This is a genomic window from Hahella sp. HN01 (assembly GCF_018986435.1).
Classification (GTDB): Bacteria; Pseudomonadota; Gammaproteobacteria; order Pseudomonadales; family Oleiphilaceae; genus Hahella.
Genome location: NZ_JAHMIN010000015.1, coordinates 133809 through 150689, shown reverse-complemented (window position 1 = coordinate 150689; position 16881 = coordinate 133809). Strand labels below are relative to the sequence as shown.

The window sequence follows — 16881 nt, the reverse complement described above, 5'->3', positions numbered from 1 at the left end:
GGTTATGCCTGGCGACAACGTAAAAATGAAAGTCAGCCTGATCGCTCCAATCGCGATGGAAGAAGGTTTGCGCTTCGCGATTCGTGAAGGCGGCCGTACAGTTGGCGCTGGCGTTGTTGCTAAAATTTTCGAGTAAGACTAGCCAGTCATAAGGTAAAGGGGGAGCTCGCTCCCCCTTTTTTATTGAGCTGTTTAAAAAGTGCTCTTGACAGGAAATGGCCGGCTGCTTAAAATGCGGCTCCTTTTTGTAGGGTATGGCTGTCTTCCGTCGTTGGATTCGGAGTAAATAAATGCAAGGCCAGAAAATTAGAATCAGGCTAAAAGCGTTCGACTATCGTTTGATCGATCAGTCTACGCAAGAGATCGTTGATACGGCAAAACGTACTGGTGCGCAAGTTCGCGGGCCAATCCCTTTGCCAACCAAAAAAGAGCGCTTTACGGTGCTGATATCTCCGCACGTAAACAAAGATGCGCGCGATCAGTACGAAATTCGCACTCATAAGCGCTTGTTGGATATTGTTGAGCCTACAGAGAAAACTGTAGACGCACTGATGAAGCTGGATCTTGCAGCGGGCGTTGATGTCCAAATTAGCCTAGGCTAAGCAAGGTTGACGCATATAGCGTCGCTTCATTGGTGTAACACTTTTGTATGTGGCCATAGAGGGTGAAAGCCCCGTGCACTAAGAGGTGAAAAATGGCGATTGGTTTGGTCGGCCGTAAGGCTGGCATGACTCGTTTGTTTGAAGATGACGGCGCAGCCGTCCCGGTCACTGTGATTCAGGTCGAGAAAAACGTCATTGCTCAGGTTAAAAGTCTTGAGGTTGACGGTTATCGGGCAATTCAGGTGGCTTCTGGTTCAGTGAAGGCGTCGCGCGTAAATAAGCCCATGGCGGGCCATTTTGCTAAAGCTGGCGTTGAAGCTGGACGTGTTGTTTGTGAATTTACTTTGGACGCCACTGACTCTGCTGAGTACAAGGTTGGCGACGAAGTTCCCGTCACTATCTTTGAAGCCGGACAAAAAGTTGATGTGTCTGGGCGTTCAAAGGGTAAAGGTTTTGCTGGCGTTATCAAGCGCTGGAACTTCTCTACTCAAGATGCCACTCACGGTAACTCTCTTTCTCATCGCGCTCCTGGCTCTATTGGTCAGAACCAGTCTCCTGGACGAGTGTTCAAAGGCAAAAAAATGGCTGGCCAGATGGGCAATAAAAACGTCACTGTGCAGACTCTTAAAATTGTAAGAGTCGACGAAGAGAAAGGTTTGCTTCTGATTAAGGGCGCAGTTCCTGGAGCGACCGGCGCAGACGTGGTTATCAAGCCCGCGGTTAAAGCATAAGAGGGGTGAGAGATGGAGTTAACGATTAATGGTGCGGGTAAGGGTACTGTTTCAGTATCTGACGTGGCCTTTGCAAGAGATTTTAACGAAGCTCTGGTTCACCAAGTAGTTACTGCTTATTTGGCTGGTGGTCGTCAGGGTTCAAAAGCCCAGAAGACACGCTCCCAAGTGAGCGGCGGTGGAAAGAAACCATGGCGTCAAAAGGGTAGTGGCCGTGCTCGTGCGGGTACTATTCGCAGCCCTATCTGGAGAGGCGGCGGTAAAACATTCGCTGCTACGCCGTTGGATCACTCTCAGAAAGTGAACAAAAAGATGTACCGCGCAGCAATGCAGTCAATTCTGTCTGAACTTGTTAGACAGGAGCGCCTGGTTGTTGTTGAGGAAATGGCTGTAGAAGCTCCAAAGACCAAGCAGTTCAATGCGAAGCTGAAGGACCTTGGGCTTGAGAATGTATTAATAGTAGCGGATGCGGTTGATCAAAACCTGTATTTGGCTTCCCGTAACATTCCGCATGTCGATGTGTGTGACGCTGTTGCTATTAACCCTGTCAGCCTTATCGCGCATGACAAGGTGCTAGTTACTGTCTCTGCGCTTAAGAAAATTGAGGAGATGTTGGGATGAACCAAGAAAGGCTCTATAAGGTTTTGCTTGGGCCCCATATTTCGGAAAAGGCCACATTGTTAGCGGAAATCAACAATCAAGTGGTCTTCCGTGTGGCGGCCGATGCCAAAAAGCCCGAGATTAAAAAAGCGGTTGAAGCTTTGTTTGATGTTAAGGTTGAGTCGGTGCAGGTTGTGAATATCAAGGGTAAAACCAAGCGTACCGCACGCGGTATGGGTAAGCGCAATGATATTCGTAAGGCATATGTTCGTCTTGCCTCCGGTCAATCTATCGATTTTGTAGATGTCGAGTAAGGGGGGAGCGAATAATGCCAGTTGTTAAAACTAAACCAACATCTCCCGGTCGTAGACATGTAGTGGCTGTTACAAATCCGTCACTGCATAAAGGCGCTCCTTTGGCGTCGTTGACTGAGAAAAAACGTAAGAACGGCGGACGCAACAACGCAGGTCGAATTACTGTGCGCCATCAGGGCGGCGGCCATAAGCAGTTGTATCGTGTTGTCGATTTTAAGCGCACCAAGGATGGCATTCCTGCTGTTGTTGAGCGCTTGGAATATGACCCTAACCGTACCGCGCATATTGCTTTGTTGAAATATGCCGACGGAGAGCGTCGTTACATTATTGCTCCTAAGGGTGTATCTGTAGGTGACGCAATCGCTTCCGGACAAGAAGCTCCGATTCGCGTGGGAAGCTGCTTGCCTCTGAGAAACATTCCCGTAGGTTCTGTCGTTCATTGTATCGAAATGAAGCCAGGCAAGGGTGCCCAGATTGCTAGAAGCGCTGGCGCTTCGGCCCAGGTCGTTGCTCGTGAAGGGGCATATGCAACAATCCGTTTGCGCTCCGGCGAGATGCGTAAGGTGCTTGTGGAGTGTCGCGCTACATTGGGCGAAGTATCCAATAGCGAGAACAACCTGCGTGTATACGGAAAAGCTGGTGCTAAACGCTGGCGTGGGGTAAGACCTACCGTTCGTGGTACTGCGATGAACCCAGTTGACCACCCGCATGGTGGTGGTGAAGGGCGTAACTTCGGTAAGCACCCGGTTACTCCTTGGGGTGTTCCTACGAAGGGTTACAAAACTCGTAAGAACAAGCGTACAGACAAAATGATTGTGCGTCGTCGCAAAGCTAAGTAAGGGGGTCTCTCGTGCCACGTTCCTTAAAGAAAGGTCCATTTATTGATCTTCACCTTCTCAAGAAAGTGGAGACAGCGGTAGAAGTCAAAGACAAGAAGCCAATTAAAACTTGGTCACGTCGTTCCACCATTTTTCCGGAAATGGTTGGTTTAACTATCGCAGTTCATAACGGTCGTCAACATGTTCCTGTCTATGTGACTGAAGACATGGTCGGCCATAAACTGGGTGAATTTGCAGCCACACGTACTTATCGCGGACACGCTGCAGACAAGAAAGCTAAACGGTAAGAGGGTATAGAGATGGAAGTAGCGGCAAAATTATTTGGTGCTCGCTTATCTGCTCAGAAAGCTCGTTTAGTTGCAGATCAGGTGCGCGGTAAGCGGGTTGAAGAAGCGTTGGACATATTGACCTTTAGTCCCAAAAAGGCTTCTAGCATTATCAAGAAAGTGCTGGAGTCAGCTATCGCCAATGCTGAGCATAACGAAGGGCTGGATGTTGATGAGCTGAAGGTGGCCACTATCTGCGTAGACGAAGGTCCTACAATGAAGCGGATTAAGCCTAGAGCGAAAGGTCGGGCGGATCGCATTTTCAAGCGGACTTGCCATATCACCGTCAAGGTAGCCGAAGAGTAGGAGATAGCAGATGGGTCAAAAGGTTAATCCAGTCGGTATTCGACTGGGGATCGTTAAAGATCACAATTCAGTCTGGTACGCAGACAAAAAGAACTATTCAGATCATTTGCTGACTGATATCAAGGTTCGCGAGTTTCTGATGAAGAAGCTTGAAAAAGCTTCCGTGAGCAAGGTCATCATCGAGCGTCCACCTCAAAACGCCAAGATTACTATTCATACAGCCCGTCCGGGTATTGTAATCGGTAAAAAAGGTGAAGACGTAGATAGACTGCGCCAGGAAGTTGGCGAGTTGATGAAAGTGCCTGTGCACATCAACATAGAAGAGATTCGTAAGCCTGATTTGGACGCTAAACTGGTTGCTGCTGGCGTTGCCGGCCAATTGGAGCGCCGCGTTATGTTTCGTCGTGCAATGAAGCGCGCGGTTCAGAATGCGATGCGTCAAGGCGCCAAAGGTATCAAAATTCAAGTTGGCGGCCGTTTGGGCGGTGCAGAAATTGCCCGTACTGAATGGTACCGTGAAGGTCGCGTGCCTTTGCACACTCTTCGTGCTGATATTGACTACGCTACGCACGAAGCGCATACCACTTATGGTGTGATTGGTGTGAAGGTTTGGATCTTTAAGGGCGAAATCCTGGGTGGTATTGAACAGGTTCGCGCTGAAAAGAAAGCAGCTAAAAAGAAAAGTTCTAAGTAGGGGGCAGTGAAATGTTGCAACCTAAGCGTACGAAATTCCGCAAAGTCCACAAAGGCCGCAACACTGGCTTGGCGCAACGCGGAAACAAAGTAAGTTTTGGTGAATTTGGTTTAAAAGCGACTGGACGTGGACGCATAACTGCCCGACAAATCGAAGCAGCGCGTCGTACTATGACTCGTCGTATTAAGCGTGGCGGTAAGATCTGGATCCGTATATTCCCGGATAAGCCGATTACCAAGAAACCTCTAGAAGTCCGTATGGGTAAAGGTAAAGGTCCAGTTGAGTACTGGGTGGCGGAGATTGAGCCAGGCCGTATGCTTTACGAGATGGAAGGGGTAAGTGAGGAATTGGCCCGCGAGGCGTTTGCGCTTGCAGCGGCTAAACTTCCTGTCGCAACTACTTTTGTGACAAGAACGGTGATGTAAATGAAAGCTGCAGAATTGAGAAACAAAACTCAGGAAGAGCTCAGTAATGAACTGATCTCTTTGTTGAAAGAGCAATTCAACTTGCGGATGCGCAAGGCGACGGGCCAATTAAATCAAGTCCATCTTCTGCGTAAAGTGCGTCGCGACATTGCTCGTGTCAAGACAGTCTTAAATCAGAAGGCAGGTGAGTGATATGACCGCGAACGAGAAAAGCGTGCGCACTGAGACCGGTAAGGTCGTTAGTGACAAGATGGATAAGTCCATTGTGGTCTTGGTTGAGCGTCGCGTGAAACATCCCCTGTACGGCAAGTATGTTAAGCGCTCAAGCAAGCTTCATGCTCATGACGAGAACAACGAATGTCGCATTGGCGATACCGTTCAAGTTCAAGAGTCTCGTCCTCTTTCCAAGACTAAGTCGTGGAAGCTTGTGAACATTGTTGAGCGGGCCGAAAAAGTCTAGTCAAGCAAAGCTGTTAGGTGGAGATAACCGATGATTCAGACGCAAACCGTGCTTGACGTGGCCGACAACAGCGGAGCCCGTCGAGTAATGTGTATTAAAGTGCTGGGTGGTTCACACCGTCGTTACGCAAGTATCGGCGACGTGATTAAAGTTTCTGTTAAAGAAGCTATTCCCCGCGGGAAAGTAAAGAAAGGTCAGGTTCTTAAAGCTGTCGTAGTACGTACCCGTAAGGGCGTACGTAGACAGGATGGTTCCTTGATTCGTTTTGATGGCAATGCCGCTGTTCTTTTGAATAACCAGGAACAGCCCATCGGTACTCGTATCTTCGGGCCGGTGACACGGGAACTGCGTGGCGAGAAATTTATGAAAATTATCTCGCTGGCCCCGGAAGTGCTATAGGAGTCAGACCAGATATGAACAAGATCAGAAAAGGCGACGAAGTTGTCGTCATAGCAGGTAGAGATAAAGGGAAGCGCGGTAAAGTAAATCGCGTCCAGAAAGACGGCAAGCTGGTTGTCAGTGGCGTCAATATGGTTAAGCGTCATACCAAGCCAAACCCTATGCTGGGTACTGCTGGCGGCATCGTCGAGAAAGAGGCGCCCATTCAAGCTTCAAACGTGGCGATCTTTAATTCAGCCACCGATAAGCCTGATCGTATTGGCTTTAAGATTCTTGAAGACGGTAAGAAAGTGCGCATCTTCAAGTCGACAAACGAACTTGTCGATAACTAAAGGTTAGGTGGTTGATTATGCCAAAGTATAAAGAGGTATATCAGAAAGAGGTTATTCCTGCGCTGATGAAGGAAATGTCCTACAGCAGCGTTATGCAGGTGCCTCGTATTGAGAAGATTACCCTTAACATGGGTGTCGGCGAAGCTCTTGGCGATAAAAAGCAGATCGAAGCGGCGGCAGCTGACTTGGAAGCTATTACCGGTCAAAAGGTTGTAGTAACTAAAGCTCGCAAATCCGTAGCTGGCTTTAAAATTCGTCAAGGTTTTCCTATCGGTTGCAAAGTTACTTTGCGTGGCGATCGTATGTGGGAATTCTTTGAGCGTCTGGTTGATGTAGCTATTCCTCGTGTACGTGACTTCCGTGGTTTGAACCAGAAGTCATTCGACGGGCGTGGAAACTACTCTATGGGCGTGAAAGAGCAGATTATCTTCCCGGAGATCGATTACGATAAAATCGATAAAGTCCGCGGAATGGATATCACCATCACGACCTCCGCAAACACTGACGACGAAGGCAGAGCGCTGCTTAGCGCGTTCAGCTTCCCGTTCAGAAAATAAGGTGAACTGATATGGCAAAAGTTGGAATGCGCGAGCGTGAGCTCAAGCGTGAAAAAACCGTAGCGAAATACGCTGAGAAGCGCGCTGCGTTGAAGGCCATTATTGCAAATCCGAACGTCTCTGATGAAGAGCGTTGGGAAGCGCAGATGAAATTGCAGCAGCTGCCGAGAGACGCTAGTCCCTCTAGACTGCGCAATCGCTGCCAAGTAACTGGCCGTCCGCATGCGGTATTGAGAAAGTTCCGTCTGTCCCGAATTAAACTTCGCGAAGCCGCAATGCGCGGTGATGTGCCAGGTTTGAAAAAGGCAAGCTGGTAACGCTCGACCGTTGGTAAGCGTCTTTCGGCCGTTAGGCCGAAAGCGCTGCACAACTAAAATGTTTGGAGCTATTAAATGAGTATGCAAGATACCTTAGCGGATATGTTTACCCGTATCCGTAACGCACAGATGGCGGAAAAAGAAACTGTGCGTATGCCCTCCTCAAAGATGAAGGTCGCTGTGGCCAACGTCTTGAAAGAAGAAGGTTTTATCACTGACTTTCAAGCTAGTGAAGAAGCGAAGCCTGTTCTTGAGATCACACTGAAGTATTACCAAGGCACTCCGGTTATTGAGAATATTAGCCGAGTGAGCCGTCCAGGTCTGCGCCAGTACAAAGCCGCTAATGACCTGCCTACCGTAAATGGTGGCTTGGGTATCGCGATCGTATCCACTTCCAAAGGCGTTATGACTGATAGAGCAGCTCGTAAAGCCGGCGTTGGTGGTGAAGTTATTTGTACCGTCTTCTAGGAGTGAATCATGTCTAGGGTAGCAAAAAATCCAGTACAGATTCCCGCTGGCGTAGAGGTTAAGTTCGACGGTCGGCTGGTTAATATCAAGGGCGGCAAAGGCGCTCTTTCTTTGTCTGTTCATCCTTCTGTTGAAGTGAAACAGGAAGATGGCGCATTGACGTTTGGTCCAAAAGAAGGCTCCAACCAAGCACGTGCATTGGCTGGAACCACGCGTGCGTTGATCAACAACATGGTTCTCGGCGTTACTCAAGGTTTTGAGCGCAAGTTGGAACTGATTGGCGTAGGTTACAGAGCGCAGGCTCAAGGCAAGGCGATCAACCTGACTCTTGGCTTTTCTCACCCTGTAGTATTCGAAATTCCTGAGGGAATTACAGCTGAGACTCCCACCCAAACTGAAATTGTGATTCGTGGTATCGATAAGCAAAAGGTTGGGCAGGTTGCTGCTGAAATCCGTAGTATCAGACCGCCTGAACCATATAAAGGAAAGGGTGTTCGCTACTCCGGCGAGCAAGTTCGAGTTAAAGAAGCTAAGAAGAAGTAGGGCGCGGCTATGAGTGACAAAAAGATTTCTCGGTTACGTCGGGCTAAGAAAACCCGTTATAAAATTCGTGAACTCGGTGTCGACAGATTGAGCATCAATCGGACGCCGCGTCATATCTACGCGCAAATTATCAGCGCGGATGGAAGCAAGGTTTTGGCTACTGCTTCCACTTTGGATAAAGATTTGCGTGCAGGCACTACCGGCAACGTAGAAGCTGCAGGTAAAGTTGGCGCAATGATCGCGGAAAGAGCTAAGGCTGCAGGCATTACCAAAGTGGCTTTTGACCGTTCCGGCTTCAAGTACCATGGTCGTGTAAAAGCGTTAGCTGATGCTGCGCGGGAAAACGGACTCGAGTTTTAAGAGGTTGAATATATGACAAATAACGAGCAGCAAAAAGGAGCAGAGCTCCAGGAGAAGCTTGTTCAGGTCAACCGCGTGGCTAAGGTTGTTAAAGGTGGTCGTATTTTCGGCTTCACAGCTTTGACCGTAGTTGGCGATGGGAACGGTAAAGTAGGCTTTGGTCGTGGTAAAGCGCGTGAAGTGCCTGTAGCGATTCAGAAAGCTATGGACGCCGCCCGCAAGAACATGATTACCGTAACTTTGAACGGCAATACCTTACAGTATCCAGTCAAGGCGCGTCATGGCTCCGCTAAGGTGTTTATGCAGCCTGCTTCTGAAGGTACAGGTATTATCGCAGGCGGCGCAATGCGCGCTGTATTGGAAGTCGCTGGCGTACAAAACGTATTGGCTAAGTGTTACGGCTCAACCAACCCTGTTAACGTTGTTCGCGCCACGTTCGAAGGCTTAAAAGCCATGCAAGCTCCTGAGGAGATTGCAGCTAAACGTGGTAAGACTGTGGAAGAGATTCTGGGGTAAGTCATGGCCAATGCAGCAAAGACTATTAAGGTAACTCTGGTAAAGAGTACTATCGGAATCCTGCCTAAGCACAAGGACTGCGTTCGCGGCTTGGGTTTGAGAAAAATTAATCATACCGTGGAAGTAGAAGATACTGCTGCTGTAAGAGGTATGATTAACAAGGTTAACTATCTGGTGAAGGTGGAAGGAGAGTAATATGAAAATGAATACTCTCAAGCCGGCCGAAGGTTCCAAACAGTCCCCTAAAAGGTTGGGCCGTGGAATCGGTAGCGGGCTGGGTAAAACCGGTGGCCGTGGTCACAAAGGTCAAACTTCCCGCTCTGGCGGAACTATCAGACCTGGCTTTGAAGGCGGTCAACAGCCTTTGCAGCGTCGTCTGCCCAAGTTCGGCTTCACCTCAAGGGTTGGCCGTTACTCTGAAGAAGTTAGACTGAGTGAAATCGACAGCCTTGGTACTGATGTTATCGATTTGGCGGCTTTGAAAGCGGCTAGCATCGTTGCTCAACAGGCTAAGCAGGTCAAGGTTATTCTGTCCGGAGAGATTACCCGTGCGGTGACTGTTAAAGGACTGAAAGTGACCAAAGGCGCGCAAGAAGCAATCCAAGCCGCAGGTGGCAAAGTCGAGGAATAAATGGCCAAACTAAACGCATTACCCGCAGGTGCAGGTAAAGGCCTTGCCGAGCTTCGTGCTCGGCTTTGGTTTGTACTGTTGGCGATACTTGTATATCGAGTTGGCGCCCACATACCTGTACCAGGAATTAATCCCGATAGACTCGCGGCGCTCTTTGATCAGAATCAGGGCACTATCTTGAGCTTGTTTAATATGTTTTCAGGGGGAGCCCTGGAACGTATGAGTATCTTTGCTCTGGGTATCATGCCTTATATTTCTGCATCGATCATTATGCAGTTGTTGACTGTCGTTAGTCCGCAACTGGAGCAACTGAAGAAAGAGGGGGAAGCGGGTAGGCGCAAGATCAGTCAGTACACTAGATATGGTACAGTGCTGCTTGCGACCGTTCAGGCGTTTGGTATTTCCGTCGGTCTGGCGAATCAAGGTGTCACCTTTACAACCGGACCGAGCTTCTTCTTTGTCGCTGTCGTTACCTTCGTCTGTGGCGCGGTATTTTTGATGTGGGTAGGCGAGCAAATTACTGAGAGAGGTATCGGTAACGGGATTTCATTGCTGATCTTCTCTGGTATTGTTGCAGGTTTGCCTGGTGCGGTTGGTCAGACATTCGAGCAGGCGCGTCTCGGCGAGCTGAGTGTTCTGACATTAATTGCTGTTGCAGTATTCGCAGTAGCAATTATCGCGTTCGTGGTTTTCATGGAGCGCGGGCAACGCCGCATCACCATCAACTATGCGCGTCGTCAGCAAGGGCGCAAGGTATATGCTCAGCAAAGCAGCCATCTTCCCTTGAAAGTGAATATGGCTGGTGTAATTCCTCCTATATTCGCCTCTAGCATTCTTTTGTTTCCAGCATCGTTGGGGCAATGGTTTGGCAAGGGCGAAGGTATGGAGTGGTTGCAGGTTGTTTCGCAGGCGCTTGGTCCAAGCCAACCGCTATACATTATTCTGTTTGCGATAGCAGTGGTATTCTTCTGCTTCTTCTACACAGCATTAATGTATAACCCCAAGGAAGTCGCCGACAATTTGAAGCGTTCTGGCGCATTTGTTCCTGGTATTCGTCCTGGGGAAAACACTGCTAAATATATTGATGGCGTTCTTACCCGCTTAACGGTGTTCGGCGCTTTGTATATTGCAGCTGTGGCGTTACTGCCACAGTTTTTAGTGGTGTCTTGGAATGTTCCTTTCTATTTTGGCGGAACTTCCTTGTTAATTGTTGTAGTTGTGGTTATGGATTTCATGGCCCAGGTTCAGTCGCATCTCATGTCGCATCAATATGATTCGCTCATGAAGAAGTCGAACCTGAAGAATTACGGCAAGAGCGGTTTGGTCCGATAGTCGAGCAAGTTTTAAAGTAATCGGCGTGAGACTGGAGAATAGCAATGAAAGTTAGAGCATCAGTAAAGAAAATGTGTCGTGGGTGCAAAATTATCCGTCGTAATGGCGCGGTAATGGTAATCTGCAGCACAGAACCAAGACACAAGCAGAAACAAGGCTAATATTTAGCTCTGTTGCTTGATTTGTATACACGAAGGCGCTATCATTCTGCGCCTTTTAATTTGTTGGTAATTATTACCAATAACATTTATGCGGAGTAAGATGGATGGCACGTATAGCGGGTGTCAATATCCCCGATAACAAGCACACAGAAGTGTCCCTGACCTATATTTATGGGATCGGGCGCACCACTTCACGTGGCCTTTGTGAGAGAACCGGCATCAGCCCTCAATCTAAGGTTAAAGACCTGTCTGAGGAGCAGCTGGACGTACTGAGGAACGAAATCGCCAAAATGGTTGTTGAAGGCGATTTGCGTCGTGAAGTGCAAATGAACATTAAACGGCTGAAGGATCTCGGCTGCTATCGCGGTTTACGTCACCGTCATAGCTTGCCGGTACGAGGGCAGCGCACTAAGACAAATGCGCGCACCCGCAAAGGTCCTCGTAAGCCTATTCGTAAATAAGTATCAGGAATAGAGCATGGCAAAACCAGGTACACGTACCCGTAAAAAGGTGAAAAAGACCGTTGTTGATGGCGTAGCGCATATCCACGCTTCATTCAACAACACTATCGTAACCATTACCGACCGTCAGGGTAACGCTCTAAGCTGGGCGACTTCTGGTGGTTCAGGATTCCGTGGTTCCAGAAAGAGCACACCTTTTGCTGCGCAGGTAGCAGCTGAAAGAGCCGGTAATGCGGCTGCTGAATACGGCCTAAAAAACCTAGATGTTTTGGTTAAAGGACCTGGACCCGGTCGCGAGTCCGCAATTCGTGCATTGAACGCATGTGGGTATAAGATCACTAACATCACTGATGTTACTCCGATCCCACATAACGGATGCCGTCCTCCCAAAAAGCGTCGAGTTTAAAGAGGAAGAAGTCTAATGGCTCGTTATATTGGACCGAAATGTAAATTGTCTCGCCGTGAAGGCACAGACCTGTTTTTGAAGAGCGGAGCTCGTGCGCTTGATAGCAAGTGCAACATGGAGACCGCTCCTGGGCAACATGGCCAACGTCGTGGTCGTCTTTCCGACTATGGTCTACAGTTGCGTGAAAAGCAAAAAGTACGTCGTATGTACGGAGTGCTGGAAAAGCAATTCCGTAACTACTACAAAGAAGCAGCCCGCATTAAAGGCGCTACAGGCGAGAACCTGCTCCAGTTGTTAGAGCGTCGTCTGGATAATGTTGTATACCGTATGGGATTCGGCTCCACCCGCTCCGAAGCCCGTCAGTTGGTGTCACACAAGGCGATTCTGGTGAATGGTAAGGCTGTAAATATTCCGTCCTATCAGGTCAAGCCTGGCGATGTAGTAAGCATTCGCGAGAAATCAAAGAATCAGCTTCGCATTAAAGGCTCTCTTGAGTTGGCCGCACAGCGTGCAACTCTGGAGTGGATTGAAGTTGATGCTGCGAAGATGTCTGGAACCTTCAAATCAGTTCCTGAGCGTACTGATCTGTCTCCAGATATTAACGAAAACCTGATTGTGGAGCTCTACTCTAAGTAAGGCCAGCAACTAATTCAGCCAGTAGGGGCGTCTATGCAGCGTTCATTAAACGAATTTCTTACACCTCGTACTATCGAGGTGAATCAAATCAATGCGACTCACGCAAAGGTGACCCTGGAACCGCTCGAACGCGGTTTCGGGCATACTTTAGGAAGTGCATTACGCCGCATTTTGCTGTCTTCAATGCCGGGTTGCGCTGTCGTCGAGGTTGAGATCGATGGCGTTCTTCACGAGTACAGCACCGTTGAAGGTGTGCAGGAAGATGTGATTGAGATTCTTCTGAACTTGAAGAATCTCGCCATCAAAATGCACAACCGCGATGAAGCAACGTTGTCCCTGAACAAGAAGGGCGCTGGTCCAGTATTGGCTAGCGATATCCAACTTGATCATGATGTTGAGATTGCTAATCCAGATATGGTCATTTGCAATCTTAACTCGAATGGCGACGTTAAGATGAAACTGAAAGTGGCTCGTGGGCGTGGTTATGAGCCTGCGGATCAGCGGAACTCAGCTGATGACGAAACAAGAGCAATTGGAAGATTGCAGCTTGATTCTTCTTTCAGCCCAGTGCTCCGTGTTGCTTATAACGTTGAAAGCGCTCGGGTTGAGCAGCGTACCGATTTGGACAAGTTGGTTATCGACTTGGAAACAAACGGAACGATTGATCCTGAGGAAGCAATCCGTAGGGCAGCGACAATTCTGCAACAGCAGCTTGCTGTCTTTGTAGATTTTGATCAGCAAAATGAGCCAGAAAAAGTTGAAGAGCAAGAAGAAATCGATCCGATTCTTCTGCGGCCGGTTGATGATTTAGAACTGACTGTGCGTTCAGCGAACTGCTTAAAAGCTGAGAACATCTACTATATCGGTGATCTCATTCAACGCACTGAGGTGGAGCTTCTGAAGACTCCTAACCTAGGCAAGAAATCATTAACCGAAATTAAAGACGTGCTTGCTTCACGCGGCTTGTCTTTAGGTATGCGTCTTGAAAACTGGCCTCCCGCCAGCATTCGGGGCGATGATCGGGTATTAGGCGGCTAATGCGCGCCAACAGTGTAGTTGAAGGATAAAGAAGATGCGTCATCGTAAAAGTGGTCGTAAATTTAACCGGACTAGCGCGCATCGCAAGTCGATGTTCCGGAATATGGCGGCATCGTTGGTAGAGCATGAGCTGATCAAAACCACGGTGCCCAAAGCGAAAGAACTGAGAAGAGTGGCTGAGCCGCTAATCACTTTGGCTAAAAGTGATTCTGTAGCTAACCGCCGTCTTGCTTTCTCTCGTCTGAGAAGCAGAGATGCAGTGACCAAGCTGTTCGAAGAGATTGGTCCTCGTTACAAAGATCGCCCTGGTGGTTATCTGCGTATTCTCAAGTGCGGTCTGAGACCGGGCGACAGTGCTCCAATGGCTTTTGTTGAGCTAGTGGACCGTCCGGTAGTTGAAGCCGAAGGCGACAACGAAGAGTAAGATCTTCTCGGATATTAAAAAGCCGCTTTTAGCGGCTTTTTTTGTGCCTGCGCCATACGCAGGTCTTTTTCGAGATAAGGAAGCGTTGATTTCTCACAGCTCCCTGATCATTTTCTGCCAGCTAGGTTTCCAGAATACGTTTCAAGAAATGTGCGGTATGAGACTTGTCATTGTCTTTAACTGTTTCTGGAGCGCCTTCGGCGATAATCAATCCGCCCCTGCTTCCTCCCTCTGGCCCAAGATCGATTATCCAATCCGCTGTTTTAATTACATCAAGGTTATGCTCGATAACTACAATGGTATTTCCGTGATCACGCAGTCGATGCAGTACCTTAAGCAACTGATCAATATCAAAAAAATGTAGGCCAGTCGTGGGTTCGTCAAGGATGTACAGGGTTTTACCTGTATCTCGCTTAGACAGTTCTCGTGAAAGCTTAACGCGTTGAGCTTCGCCTCCCGATAAGGTGACTGCGCTTTGGCCGAGGCGGATGTAAGAAAGACCGACATCAATCAACGTCTGAAGCTTTTTGGCGATGGCTGGAATGGCGTCAAAAAACTCTCGAGCGTCCTCAACCGTCATCTCCAGAACGTCATGAATTGACTTACCTTTATAGGTAACTTCAAGAGTTTCGCGGTTATAGCGTTTACCTTTACATACATCGCAGGGGACATAGAGGTCGGGCAAGAAGTGCATTTCTACTTTGATAACCCCGTCACCCTGGCAGGCCTCACAGCGTCCTCCCCGTACGTTAAAGCTGAATCTTCCCGGTTTATAGCCGCGAGACCTGGCCTCTTGAGTCGCCGCGAAAAGTTCTCTTATGGGGGTGAATATACCTGTGTAGGTCGCTGGGTTGGATCTTGGCGTTCGCCCGATCGGGCTTTGGTCGATATCAATAACTTTATCGAAATGATCCAGTCCTTCAATAGACCCATAGGGCTCAGGAGTCAGAGTAGTCGCCATGTTGAGCTTGGTGGCGGCGATCGGATAGAGCGTACTATTGATCAGTGTGGATTTACCGGATCCTGACACACCGGTGATGCAGGTGAACAGTCCCACTGGGACTTTAAGCGTGACGGACTGCAGGTTGTTCCCGGTGGCCCCAGTAATAATGAGCTGTTTGTCTGGATCTGGCTGCACTCTTTGTTCCGGTACAGCAATGCAGCGCGTTCCCTTCAGATATTGGCCAGTGATGGACTTATCACTTTCCATGACCTGTTCAGGAGAGCCCTGGGCGACGATTTCTCCGCCATGGACTCCCGCTCCAGGCCCGATGTCTACGACATAGTCCGCCATACGAATGGCGTCTTCGTCGTGCTCAACCACGATTACTGTATTGCCGAGATCTCGCAGGTGGGTCAGCGTGGCCAACAGACGATCATTGTCTCTCTGGTGCAGGCCAATAGAAGGCTCGTCGAGCACGTACATGACGCCAACCAGTCCAGCGCCTATCTGGCTGGCTAATCTGATACGCTGGGCTTCTCCTCCAGAAAGAGTTTCTGCGCTGCGATCCAGAGTCAGATAATCCAGTCCCACGTTAACAAGAAATTGCAGGCGTAGCTGGATTTCTTTAACGATCTTCGACGCGATCTCTCCTTTACGGCCAGGTAGCGATAAATGATGAAAGAAGTTGGAAGCGTCGCCGATGGCCATGCGAGATGTATCCGGCAGACTCTTATTGTCGATAAAGACGTGACGAGAGGAACGTTTTAGTCGGCTGCCGTGGCAGTCTGGACAGGACTTCTGGGTGAGAAACTTGGACAGCTCGTCTCGCACCATTTGTGAGTCCGTTTCCCGATAGCGACGTTCAATATTGGGCAATATGCCTTCGAACGGGTGTTCTCTGAAGACAATATCTCCGCGGCTATTCACATACTTGAACTTGATATCAGTGCGTCCGCTGCCTTTTAGCAGCGCATTTTGGAACGATTCTGGAAGTGATTCAAAAGGCGTTTCAATGTCGACTTCATAATGGTCCGCAAGGCTGGTCAGCATTTGAAAGTAGAATACGCTGCGCCTATCCCATCCTTTGATAGCGCCTTCAGCCAGTGTCAGCTCTGGACGCTCTACGAGTTTATCGGGGTCAAAATACTGCTTTACGCCAAGTCCATCACAACTTGGGCAGGCGCCAGCTGGATTGTTAAAAGAGAAGACTCTTGGTTCGAGTTCGCTGACGCTGTACCCACACTCAGGACAGGCGAATAGTGCTGAAAAGATGAGCTCTTCGCCGTCTCCGTCCATTGGCGCGGCGATAACGACGCCTTCGGCTAACTCAATACAGGTTTCGATAGACTCGGCTAATCGGGTCTGAATATCTGCGCGAATCTTGAGCCGATCTACCACAACCTCAATGGTGTGTTTACGCTTTTTATCTAACTGGGGTACGTCGTCGAGGTCAGTCACGATGCCGTCGATACGAGCACGAATGAAGCCTTGTGCGCGTAGGCCCTCGATCACATGAAGGTGTTCGCCTTTGCGATTACGTATGACTGGAGCCAGCAACATCCACTTGCTTTCCTGAGGCAGCTCAAGGATTCGGTCAACCATCTGACTGACCGTCTGGGCTTCGAGAACGATGTCGTGATCCGGGCAGCGAGGCTCGCCAGCGCGTGCGAACAGCAGACGCAGGTAGTCATAGATTTCTGTAATGGTGCCGACAGTGGAGCGAGGGTTATGGGAGGTGGACTTCTGCTCGATGGAAATAGCGGGTGAAAGACCTTCTATATGGTCGACGTCTGGCTTCTCCATCATGGACAGGAACTGCCTGGCGTAAGTAGACAGCGACTCCACATAGCGCCGCTGTCCCTCCGCGTACAGCGTATCAAAAGCCAGGGATGACTTGCCTGAGCCTGATAGCCCGGTAATGACGATGAGCTTGTCTCTCGGCAAGTCCAGGTCGACATTCTTAAGATTGTGAGTTCGGGCTCCGCGGACTTGGATCGTGTCCATAAAATTCTTTTTCACCTCCGGAATTTACAGCCGGTCATTATATAAGTACGGAAACA

29 protein-coding genes and 1 pseudogene are annotated in these 16881 nt (G+C 49.1%); 29 read left to right on the top strand and 1 reads right to left on the bottom strand.

What is annotated here, in order from left to right:
• The 29 genes and pseudogenes from tuf to rplQ form a co-directional block, all read left to right on the top strand.
• Positions 1-136: pseudogene (tuf, locus tag KP814_RS16245) on the top strand (elongation factor Tu); the annotation flags it as partial.
• A 154-nt stretch (positions 137-290) separates the two neighbouring features.
• Positions 291-602 carry a 30S ribosomal protein S10 gene (rpsJ, locus tag KP814_RS16240; protein ID WP_011399921.1) on the top strand — a complete coding sequence of 104 codons (312 nt, stop codon included), beginning with the start codon at positions 291-293 and terminating at the stop codon, positions 600-602.
• 92 nt (positions 603-694) lie between these two features.
• Complete coding sequence (gene rplC, locus KP814_RS16235) at positions 695-1333, top strand: 50S ribosomal protein L3 (protein WP_127973661.1); 639 nt, start codon at positions 695-697, stop codon at positions 1331-1333.
• A 12-nt stretch (positions 1334-1345) separates the two neighbouring features.
• Complete coding sequence (rplD, locus tag KP814_RS16230) at positions 1346-1954, top strand: 50S ribosomal protein L4 (protein ID WP_011399919.1); 609 nt, start codon at positions 1346-1348, stop codon at positions 1952-1954.
• Positions 1951-2247: a 50S ribosomal protein L23 gene (rplW, locus tag KP814_RS16225; protein ID WP_127973659.1), complete on the top strand. Its 297-nt coding sequence runs from the start codon at positions 1951-1953 to the stop codon at positions 2245-2247. The genes rplD and rplW overlap by 4 nt, the downstream gene beginning before the upstream one ends.
• A gap of 14 nt (positions 2248-2261) precedes the next feature.
• Positions 2262-3086: a 50S ribosomal protein L2 gene (gene rplB / locus KP814_RS16220; RefSeq protein WP_127973658.1), complete on the top strand. Its 825-nt coding sequence runs from the start codon at positions 2262-2264 to the stop codon at positions 3084-3086.
• Between the two features lie 11 nt (positions 3087-3097).
• The gene (gene rpsS, locus KP814_RS16215) at positions 3098-3373 is read left to right on the top strand and encodes a 30S ribosomal protein S19 (protein ID WP_011399916.1); all 276 of its coding nucleotides are present in this window, start codon (positions 3098-3100) and stop codon (positions 3371-3373) included.
• Between the two features lie 12 nt (positions 3374-3385).
• Positions 3386-3718, top strand: coding sequence for a 50S ribosomal protein L22 (gene rplV, locus KP814_RS16210; protein WP_011399915.1), 333 nt, complete (start codon positions 3386-3388; stop codon positions 3716-3718).
• A 10-nt stretch (positions 3719-3728) separates the two neighbouring features.
• Positions 3729-4412 carry a 30S ribosomal protein S3 gene (gene rpsC / locus KP814_RS16205; RefSeq protein WP_127973657.1) on the top strand — a complete coding sequence of 228 codons (684 nt, stop codon included), beginning with the start codon at positions 3729-3731 and terminating at the stop codon, positions 4410-4412.
• A gap of 11 nt (positions 4413-4423) precedes the next feature.
• Positions 4424-4837 carry a 50S ribosomal protein L16 gene (rplP, locus tag KP814_RS16200; RefSeq protein ID WP_127973656.1) on the top strand — a complete coding sequence of 138 codons (414 nt, stop codon included), beginning with the start codon at positions 4424-4426 and terminating at the stop codon, positions 4835-4837.
• Positions 4838-5029: a 50S ribosomal protein L29 gene (gene rpmC / locus KP814_RS16195; RefSeq protein WP_127973655.1), complete on the top strand. Its 192-nt coding sequence runs from the start codon at positions 4838-4840 to the stop codon at positions 5027-5029.
• A gap of 1 nt (position 5030) precedes the next feature.
• A complete protein-coding gene (gene rpsQ / locus KP814_RS16190; RefSeq protein WP_011399911.1) occupies positions 5031-5297 on the top strand; it encodes a 30S ribosomal protein S17 in 267 nt (88 codons plus the stop codon).
• Positions 5298-5327: 30 nt separating this feature from the next.
• Positions 5328-5696, top strand: a complete 369-nt coding sequence (gene rplN / locus KP814_RS16185; RefSeq protein WP_011399910.1) for a 50S ribosomal protein L14 — start codon at positions 5328-5330, stop codon at positions 5694-5696.
• Positions 5697-5710: 14 nt separating this feature from the next.
• The gene (gene rplX / locus KP814_RS16180; RefSeq protein WP_011399909.1) at positions 5711-6028 is read left to right on the top strand and encodes a 50S ribosomal protein L24; all 318 of its coding nucleotides are present in this window, start codon (positions 5711-5713) and stop codon (positions 6026-6028) included.
• Positions 6029-6045: 17 nt separating this feature from the next.
• Positions 6046-6585 carry a 50S ribosomal protein L5 gene (gene rplE, locus KP814_RS16175; protein ID WP_127973654.1) on the top strand — a complete coding sequence of 180 codons (540 nt, stop codon included), beginning with the start codon at positions 6046-6048 and terminating at the stop codon, positions 6583-6585.
• Positions 6586-6596: 11 nt separating this feature from the next.
• Positions 6597-6902: a 30S ribosomal protein S14 gene (rpsN, locus tag KP814_RS16170; protein WP_216737727.1), complete on the top strand. Its 306-nt coding sequence runs from the start codon at positions 6597-6599 to the stop codon at positions 6900-6902.
• 75 nt (positions 6903-6977) lie between these two features.
• Positions 6978-7370, top strand: a complete 393-nt coding sequence (gene rpsH / locus KP814_RS16165; protein WP_216737726.1) for a 30S ribosomal protein S8 — start codon at positions 6978-6980, stop codon at positions 7368-7370.
• 9 nt (positions 7371-7379) lie between these two features.
• Positions 7380-7913 (top strand): 50S ribosomal protein L6, encoded by a 534-nt coding sequence (gene rplF, locus KP814_RS16160; RefSeq protein WP_011399905.1) that lies wholly within the window; start codon positions 7380-7382, stop codon positions 7911-7913.
• A gap of 9 nt (positions 7914-7922) precedes the next feature.
• Positions 7923-8273, top strand: coding sequence for a 50S ribosomal protein L18 (rplR, locus tag KP814_RS16155; protein WP_216737725.1), 351 nt, complete (start codon positions 7923-7925; stop codon positions 8271-8273).
• A 12-nt stretch (positions 8274-8285) separates the two neighbouring features.
• The gene (gene rpsE, locus KP814_RS16150; RefSeq protein ID WP_011399903.1) at positions 8286-8789 is read left to right on the top strand and encodes a 30S ribosomal protein S5; all 504 of its coding nucleotides are present in this window, start codon (positions 8286-8288) and stop codon (positions 8787-8789) included.
• 3 nt (positions 8790-8792) lie between these two features.
• On the top strand, positions 8793-8984 hold the full coding sequence (gene rpmD, locus KP814_RS16145) for a 50S ribosomal protein L30 (RefSeq protein WP_011399902.1): 192 nt from the start codon (positions 8793-8795) through the stop codon (positions 8982-8984).
• Position 8985: 1 nt separating this feature from the next.
• Positions 8986-9420, top strand: a complete 435-nt coding sequence (gene rplO / locus KP814_RS16140) for a 50S ribosomal protein L15 (RefSeq protein ID WP_127973650.1) — start codon at positions 8986-8988, stop codon at positions 9418-9420.
• A complete protein-coding gene (gene secY, locus KP814_RS16135; protein ID WP_127973649.1) occupies positions 9421-10752 on the top strand; it encodes a preprotein translocase subunit SecY in 1332 nt (443 codons plus the stop codon). It begins immediately after the preceding gene.
• Between the two features lie 44 nt (positions 10753-10796).
• Complete coding sequence (gene rpmJ, locus KP814_RS16130; protein ID WP_011399899.1) at positions 10797-10913, top strand: 50S ribosomal protein L36; 117 nt, start codon at positions 10797-10799, stop codon at positions 10911-10913.
• Positions 10914-11017: 104 nt separating this feature from the next.
• Positions 11018-11374 carry a 30S ribosomal protein S13 gene (gene rpsM, locus KP814_RS16125; RefSeq protein ID WP_127973648.1) on the top strand — a complete coding sequence of 119 codons (357 nt, stop codon included), beginning with the start codon at positions 11018-11020 and terminating at the stop codon, positions 11372-11374.
• 16 nt (positions 11375-11390) lie between these two features.
• Positions 11391-11780 carry a 30S ribosomal protein S11 gene (gene rpsK, locus KP814_RS16120; protein ID WP_011399897.1) on the top strand — a complete coding sequence of 130 codons (390 nt, stop codon included), beginning with the start codon at positions 11391-11393 and terminating at the stop codon, positions 11778-11780.
• A 15-nt stretch (positions 11781-11795) separates the two neighbouring features.
• The gene (gene rpsD, locus KP814_RS16115) at positions 11796-12416 is read left to right on the top strand and encodes a 30S ribosomal protein S4 (RefSeq protein ID WP_011399896.1); all 621 of its coding nucleotides are present in this window, start codon (positions 11796-11798) and stop codon (positions 12414-12416) included.
• A gap of 33 nt (positions 12417-12449) precedes the next feature.
• A complete protein-coding gene (gene rpoA / locus KP814_RS16110) occupies positions 12450-13454 on the top strand; it encodes a DNA-directed RNA polymerase subunit alpha (protein ID WP_011399895.1) in 1005 nt (334 codons plus the stop codon).
• Between the two features lie 34 nt (positions 13455-13488).
• Entirely contained in the window at positions 13489-13878 is a 390-nt protein-coding gene (rplQ, locus tag KP814_RS16105; RefSeq protein ID WP_011399894.1) for a 50S ribosomal protein L17, read from the top strand.
• Between the two features lie 121 nt (positions 13879-13999).
• Here rplQ and uvrA read toward each other — a convergent pair whose 3' ends face one another.
• The gene (gene uvrA / locus KP814_RS16100; protein ID WP_216737724.1) at positions 14000-16825 is read right to left on the bottom strand and encodes an excinuclease ABC subunit UvrA; all 2826 of its coding nucleotides are present in this window, start codon (positions 16823-16825) and stop codon (positions 14000-14002) included.
• Between the last annotated feature and the right edge of the window lie 56 nt (positions 16826-16881).

Excerpts from the sequence above, each read along its gene's own strand:
- rplQ (WP_011399894.1), top strand. The coding sequence starts at position 13,489 with ATGCGTCATCGTAAAAGTGGTCGTAAATTTAACCGGACTAGCGCGCAT.
- secY (WP_127973649.1), top strand. The coding sequence starts at position 9,421 with ATGGCCAAACTAAACGCATTACCCGCAGGTGCAGGTAAAGGCCTTGCC.
- rplE (WP_127973654.1), top strand. The coding sequence starts at position 6,046 with ATGCCAAAGTATAAAGAGGTATATCAGAAAGAGGTTATTCCTGCGCTG.
- rpsH (WP_216737726.1), top strand. The coding sequence starts at position 6,978 with ATGAGTATGCAAGATACCTTAGCGGATATGTTTACCCGTATCCGTAAC.
- rpsM (WP_127973648.1), top strand. The coding sequence starts at position 11,018 with ATGGCACGTATAGCGGGTGTCAATATCCCCGATAACAAGCACACAGAA.
- rplD (WP_011399919.1), top strand. The coding sequence starts at position 1,346 with ATGGAGTTAACGATTAATGGTGCGGGTAAGGGTACTGTTTCAGTATCT.
- rplN (WP_011399910.1), top strand. The coding sequence starts at position 5,328 with ATGATTCAGACGCAAACCGTGCTTGACGTGGCCGACAACAGCGGAGCC.
- rpmC (WP_127973655.1), top strand. The coding sequence starts at position 4,838 with ATGAAAGCTGCAGAATTGAGAAACAAAACTCAGGAAGAGCTCAGTAAT.
- rplW (WP_127973659.1), top strand. The coding sequence starts at position 1,951 with ATGAACCAAGAAAGGCTCTATAAGGTTTTGCTTGGGCCCCATATTTCG.
- rpsK (WP_011399897.1), top strand. The coding sequence starts at position 11,391 with ATGGCAAAACCAGGTACACGTACCCGTAAAAAGGTGAAAAAGACCGTT.
- rpsE (WP_011399903.1), top strand. The coding sequence starts at position 8,286 with ATGACAAATAACGAGCAGCAAAAAGGAGCAGAGCTCCAGGAGAAGCTT.
- rplP (WP_127973656.1), top strand. The coding sequence starts at position 4,424 with ATGTTGCAACCTAAGCGTACGAAATTCCGCAAAGTCCACAAAGGCCGC.
- rpsC (WP_127973657.1), top strand. The coding sequence starts at position 3,729 with ATGGGTCAAAAGGTTAATCCAGTCGGTATTCGACTGGGGATCGTTAAA.
- rplF (WP_011399905.1), top strand. The coding sequence starts at position 7,380 with ATGTCTAGGGTAGCAAAAAATCCAGTACAGATTCCCGCTGGCGTAGAG.
- rpoA (WP_011399895.1), top strand. The coding sequence starts at position 12,450 with ATGCAGCGTTCATTAAACGAATTTCTTACACCTCGTACTATCGAGGTG.
- rpsQ (WP_011399911.1), top strand. The coding sequence starts at position 5,031 with ATGACCGCGAACGAGAAAAGCGTGCGCACTGAGACCGGTAAGGTCGTT.
- rplB (WP_127973658.1), top strand. The coding sequence starts at position 2,262 with ATGCCAGTTGTTAAAACTAAACCAACATCTCCCGGTCGTAGACATGTA.
- rpmJ (WP_011399899.1), top strand. The coding sequence starts at position 10,797 with ATGAAAGTTAGAGCATCAGTAAAGAAAATGTGTCGTGGGTGCAAAATT.
- uvrA (WP_216737724.1), bottom strand. The coding sequence starts at position 16,825 with ATGGACACGATCCAAGTCCGCGGAGCCCGAACTCACAATCTTAAGAAT.
- rpsJ (WP_011399921.1), top strand. The coding sequence starts at position 291 with ATGCAAGGCCAGAAAATTAGAATCAGGCTAAAAGCGTTCGACTATCGT.
- rpsD (WP_011399896.1), top strand. The coding sequence starts at position 11,796 with ATGGCTCGTTATATTGGACCGAAATGTAAATTGTCTCGCCGTGAAGGC.
- rplC (WP_127973661.1), top strand. The coding sequence starts at position 695 with ATGGCGATTGGTTTGGTCGGCCGTAAGGCTGGCATGACTCGTTTGTTT.
- rplR (WP_216737725.1), top strand. The coding sequence starts at position 7,923 with ATGAGTGACAAAAAGATTTCTCGGTTACGTCGGGCTAAGAAAACCCGT.
- rpsN (WP_216737727.1), top strand. The coding sequence starts at position 6,597 with ATGGCAAAAGTTGGAATGCGCGAGCGTGAGCTCAAGCGTGAAAAAACC.
- rplV (WP_011399915.1), top strand. The coding sequence starts at position 3,386 with ATGGAAGTAGCGGCAAAATTATTTGGTGCTCGCTTATCTGCTCAGAAA.
- rplO (WP_127973650.1), top strand. The coding sequence starts at position 8,986 with ATGAAAATGAATACTCTCAAGCCGGCCGAAGGTTCCAAACAGTCCCCT.
- rplX (WP_011399909.1), top strand. The coding sequence starts at position 5,711 with ATGAACAAGATCAGAAAAGGCGACGAAGTTGTCGTCATAGCAGGTAGA.
- rpmD (WP_011399902.1), top strand. The coding sequence starts at position 8,793 with ATGGCCAATGCAGCAAAGACTATTAAGGTAACTCTGGTAAAGAGTACT.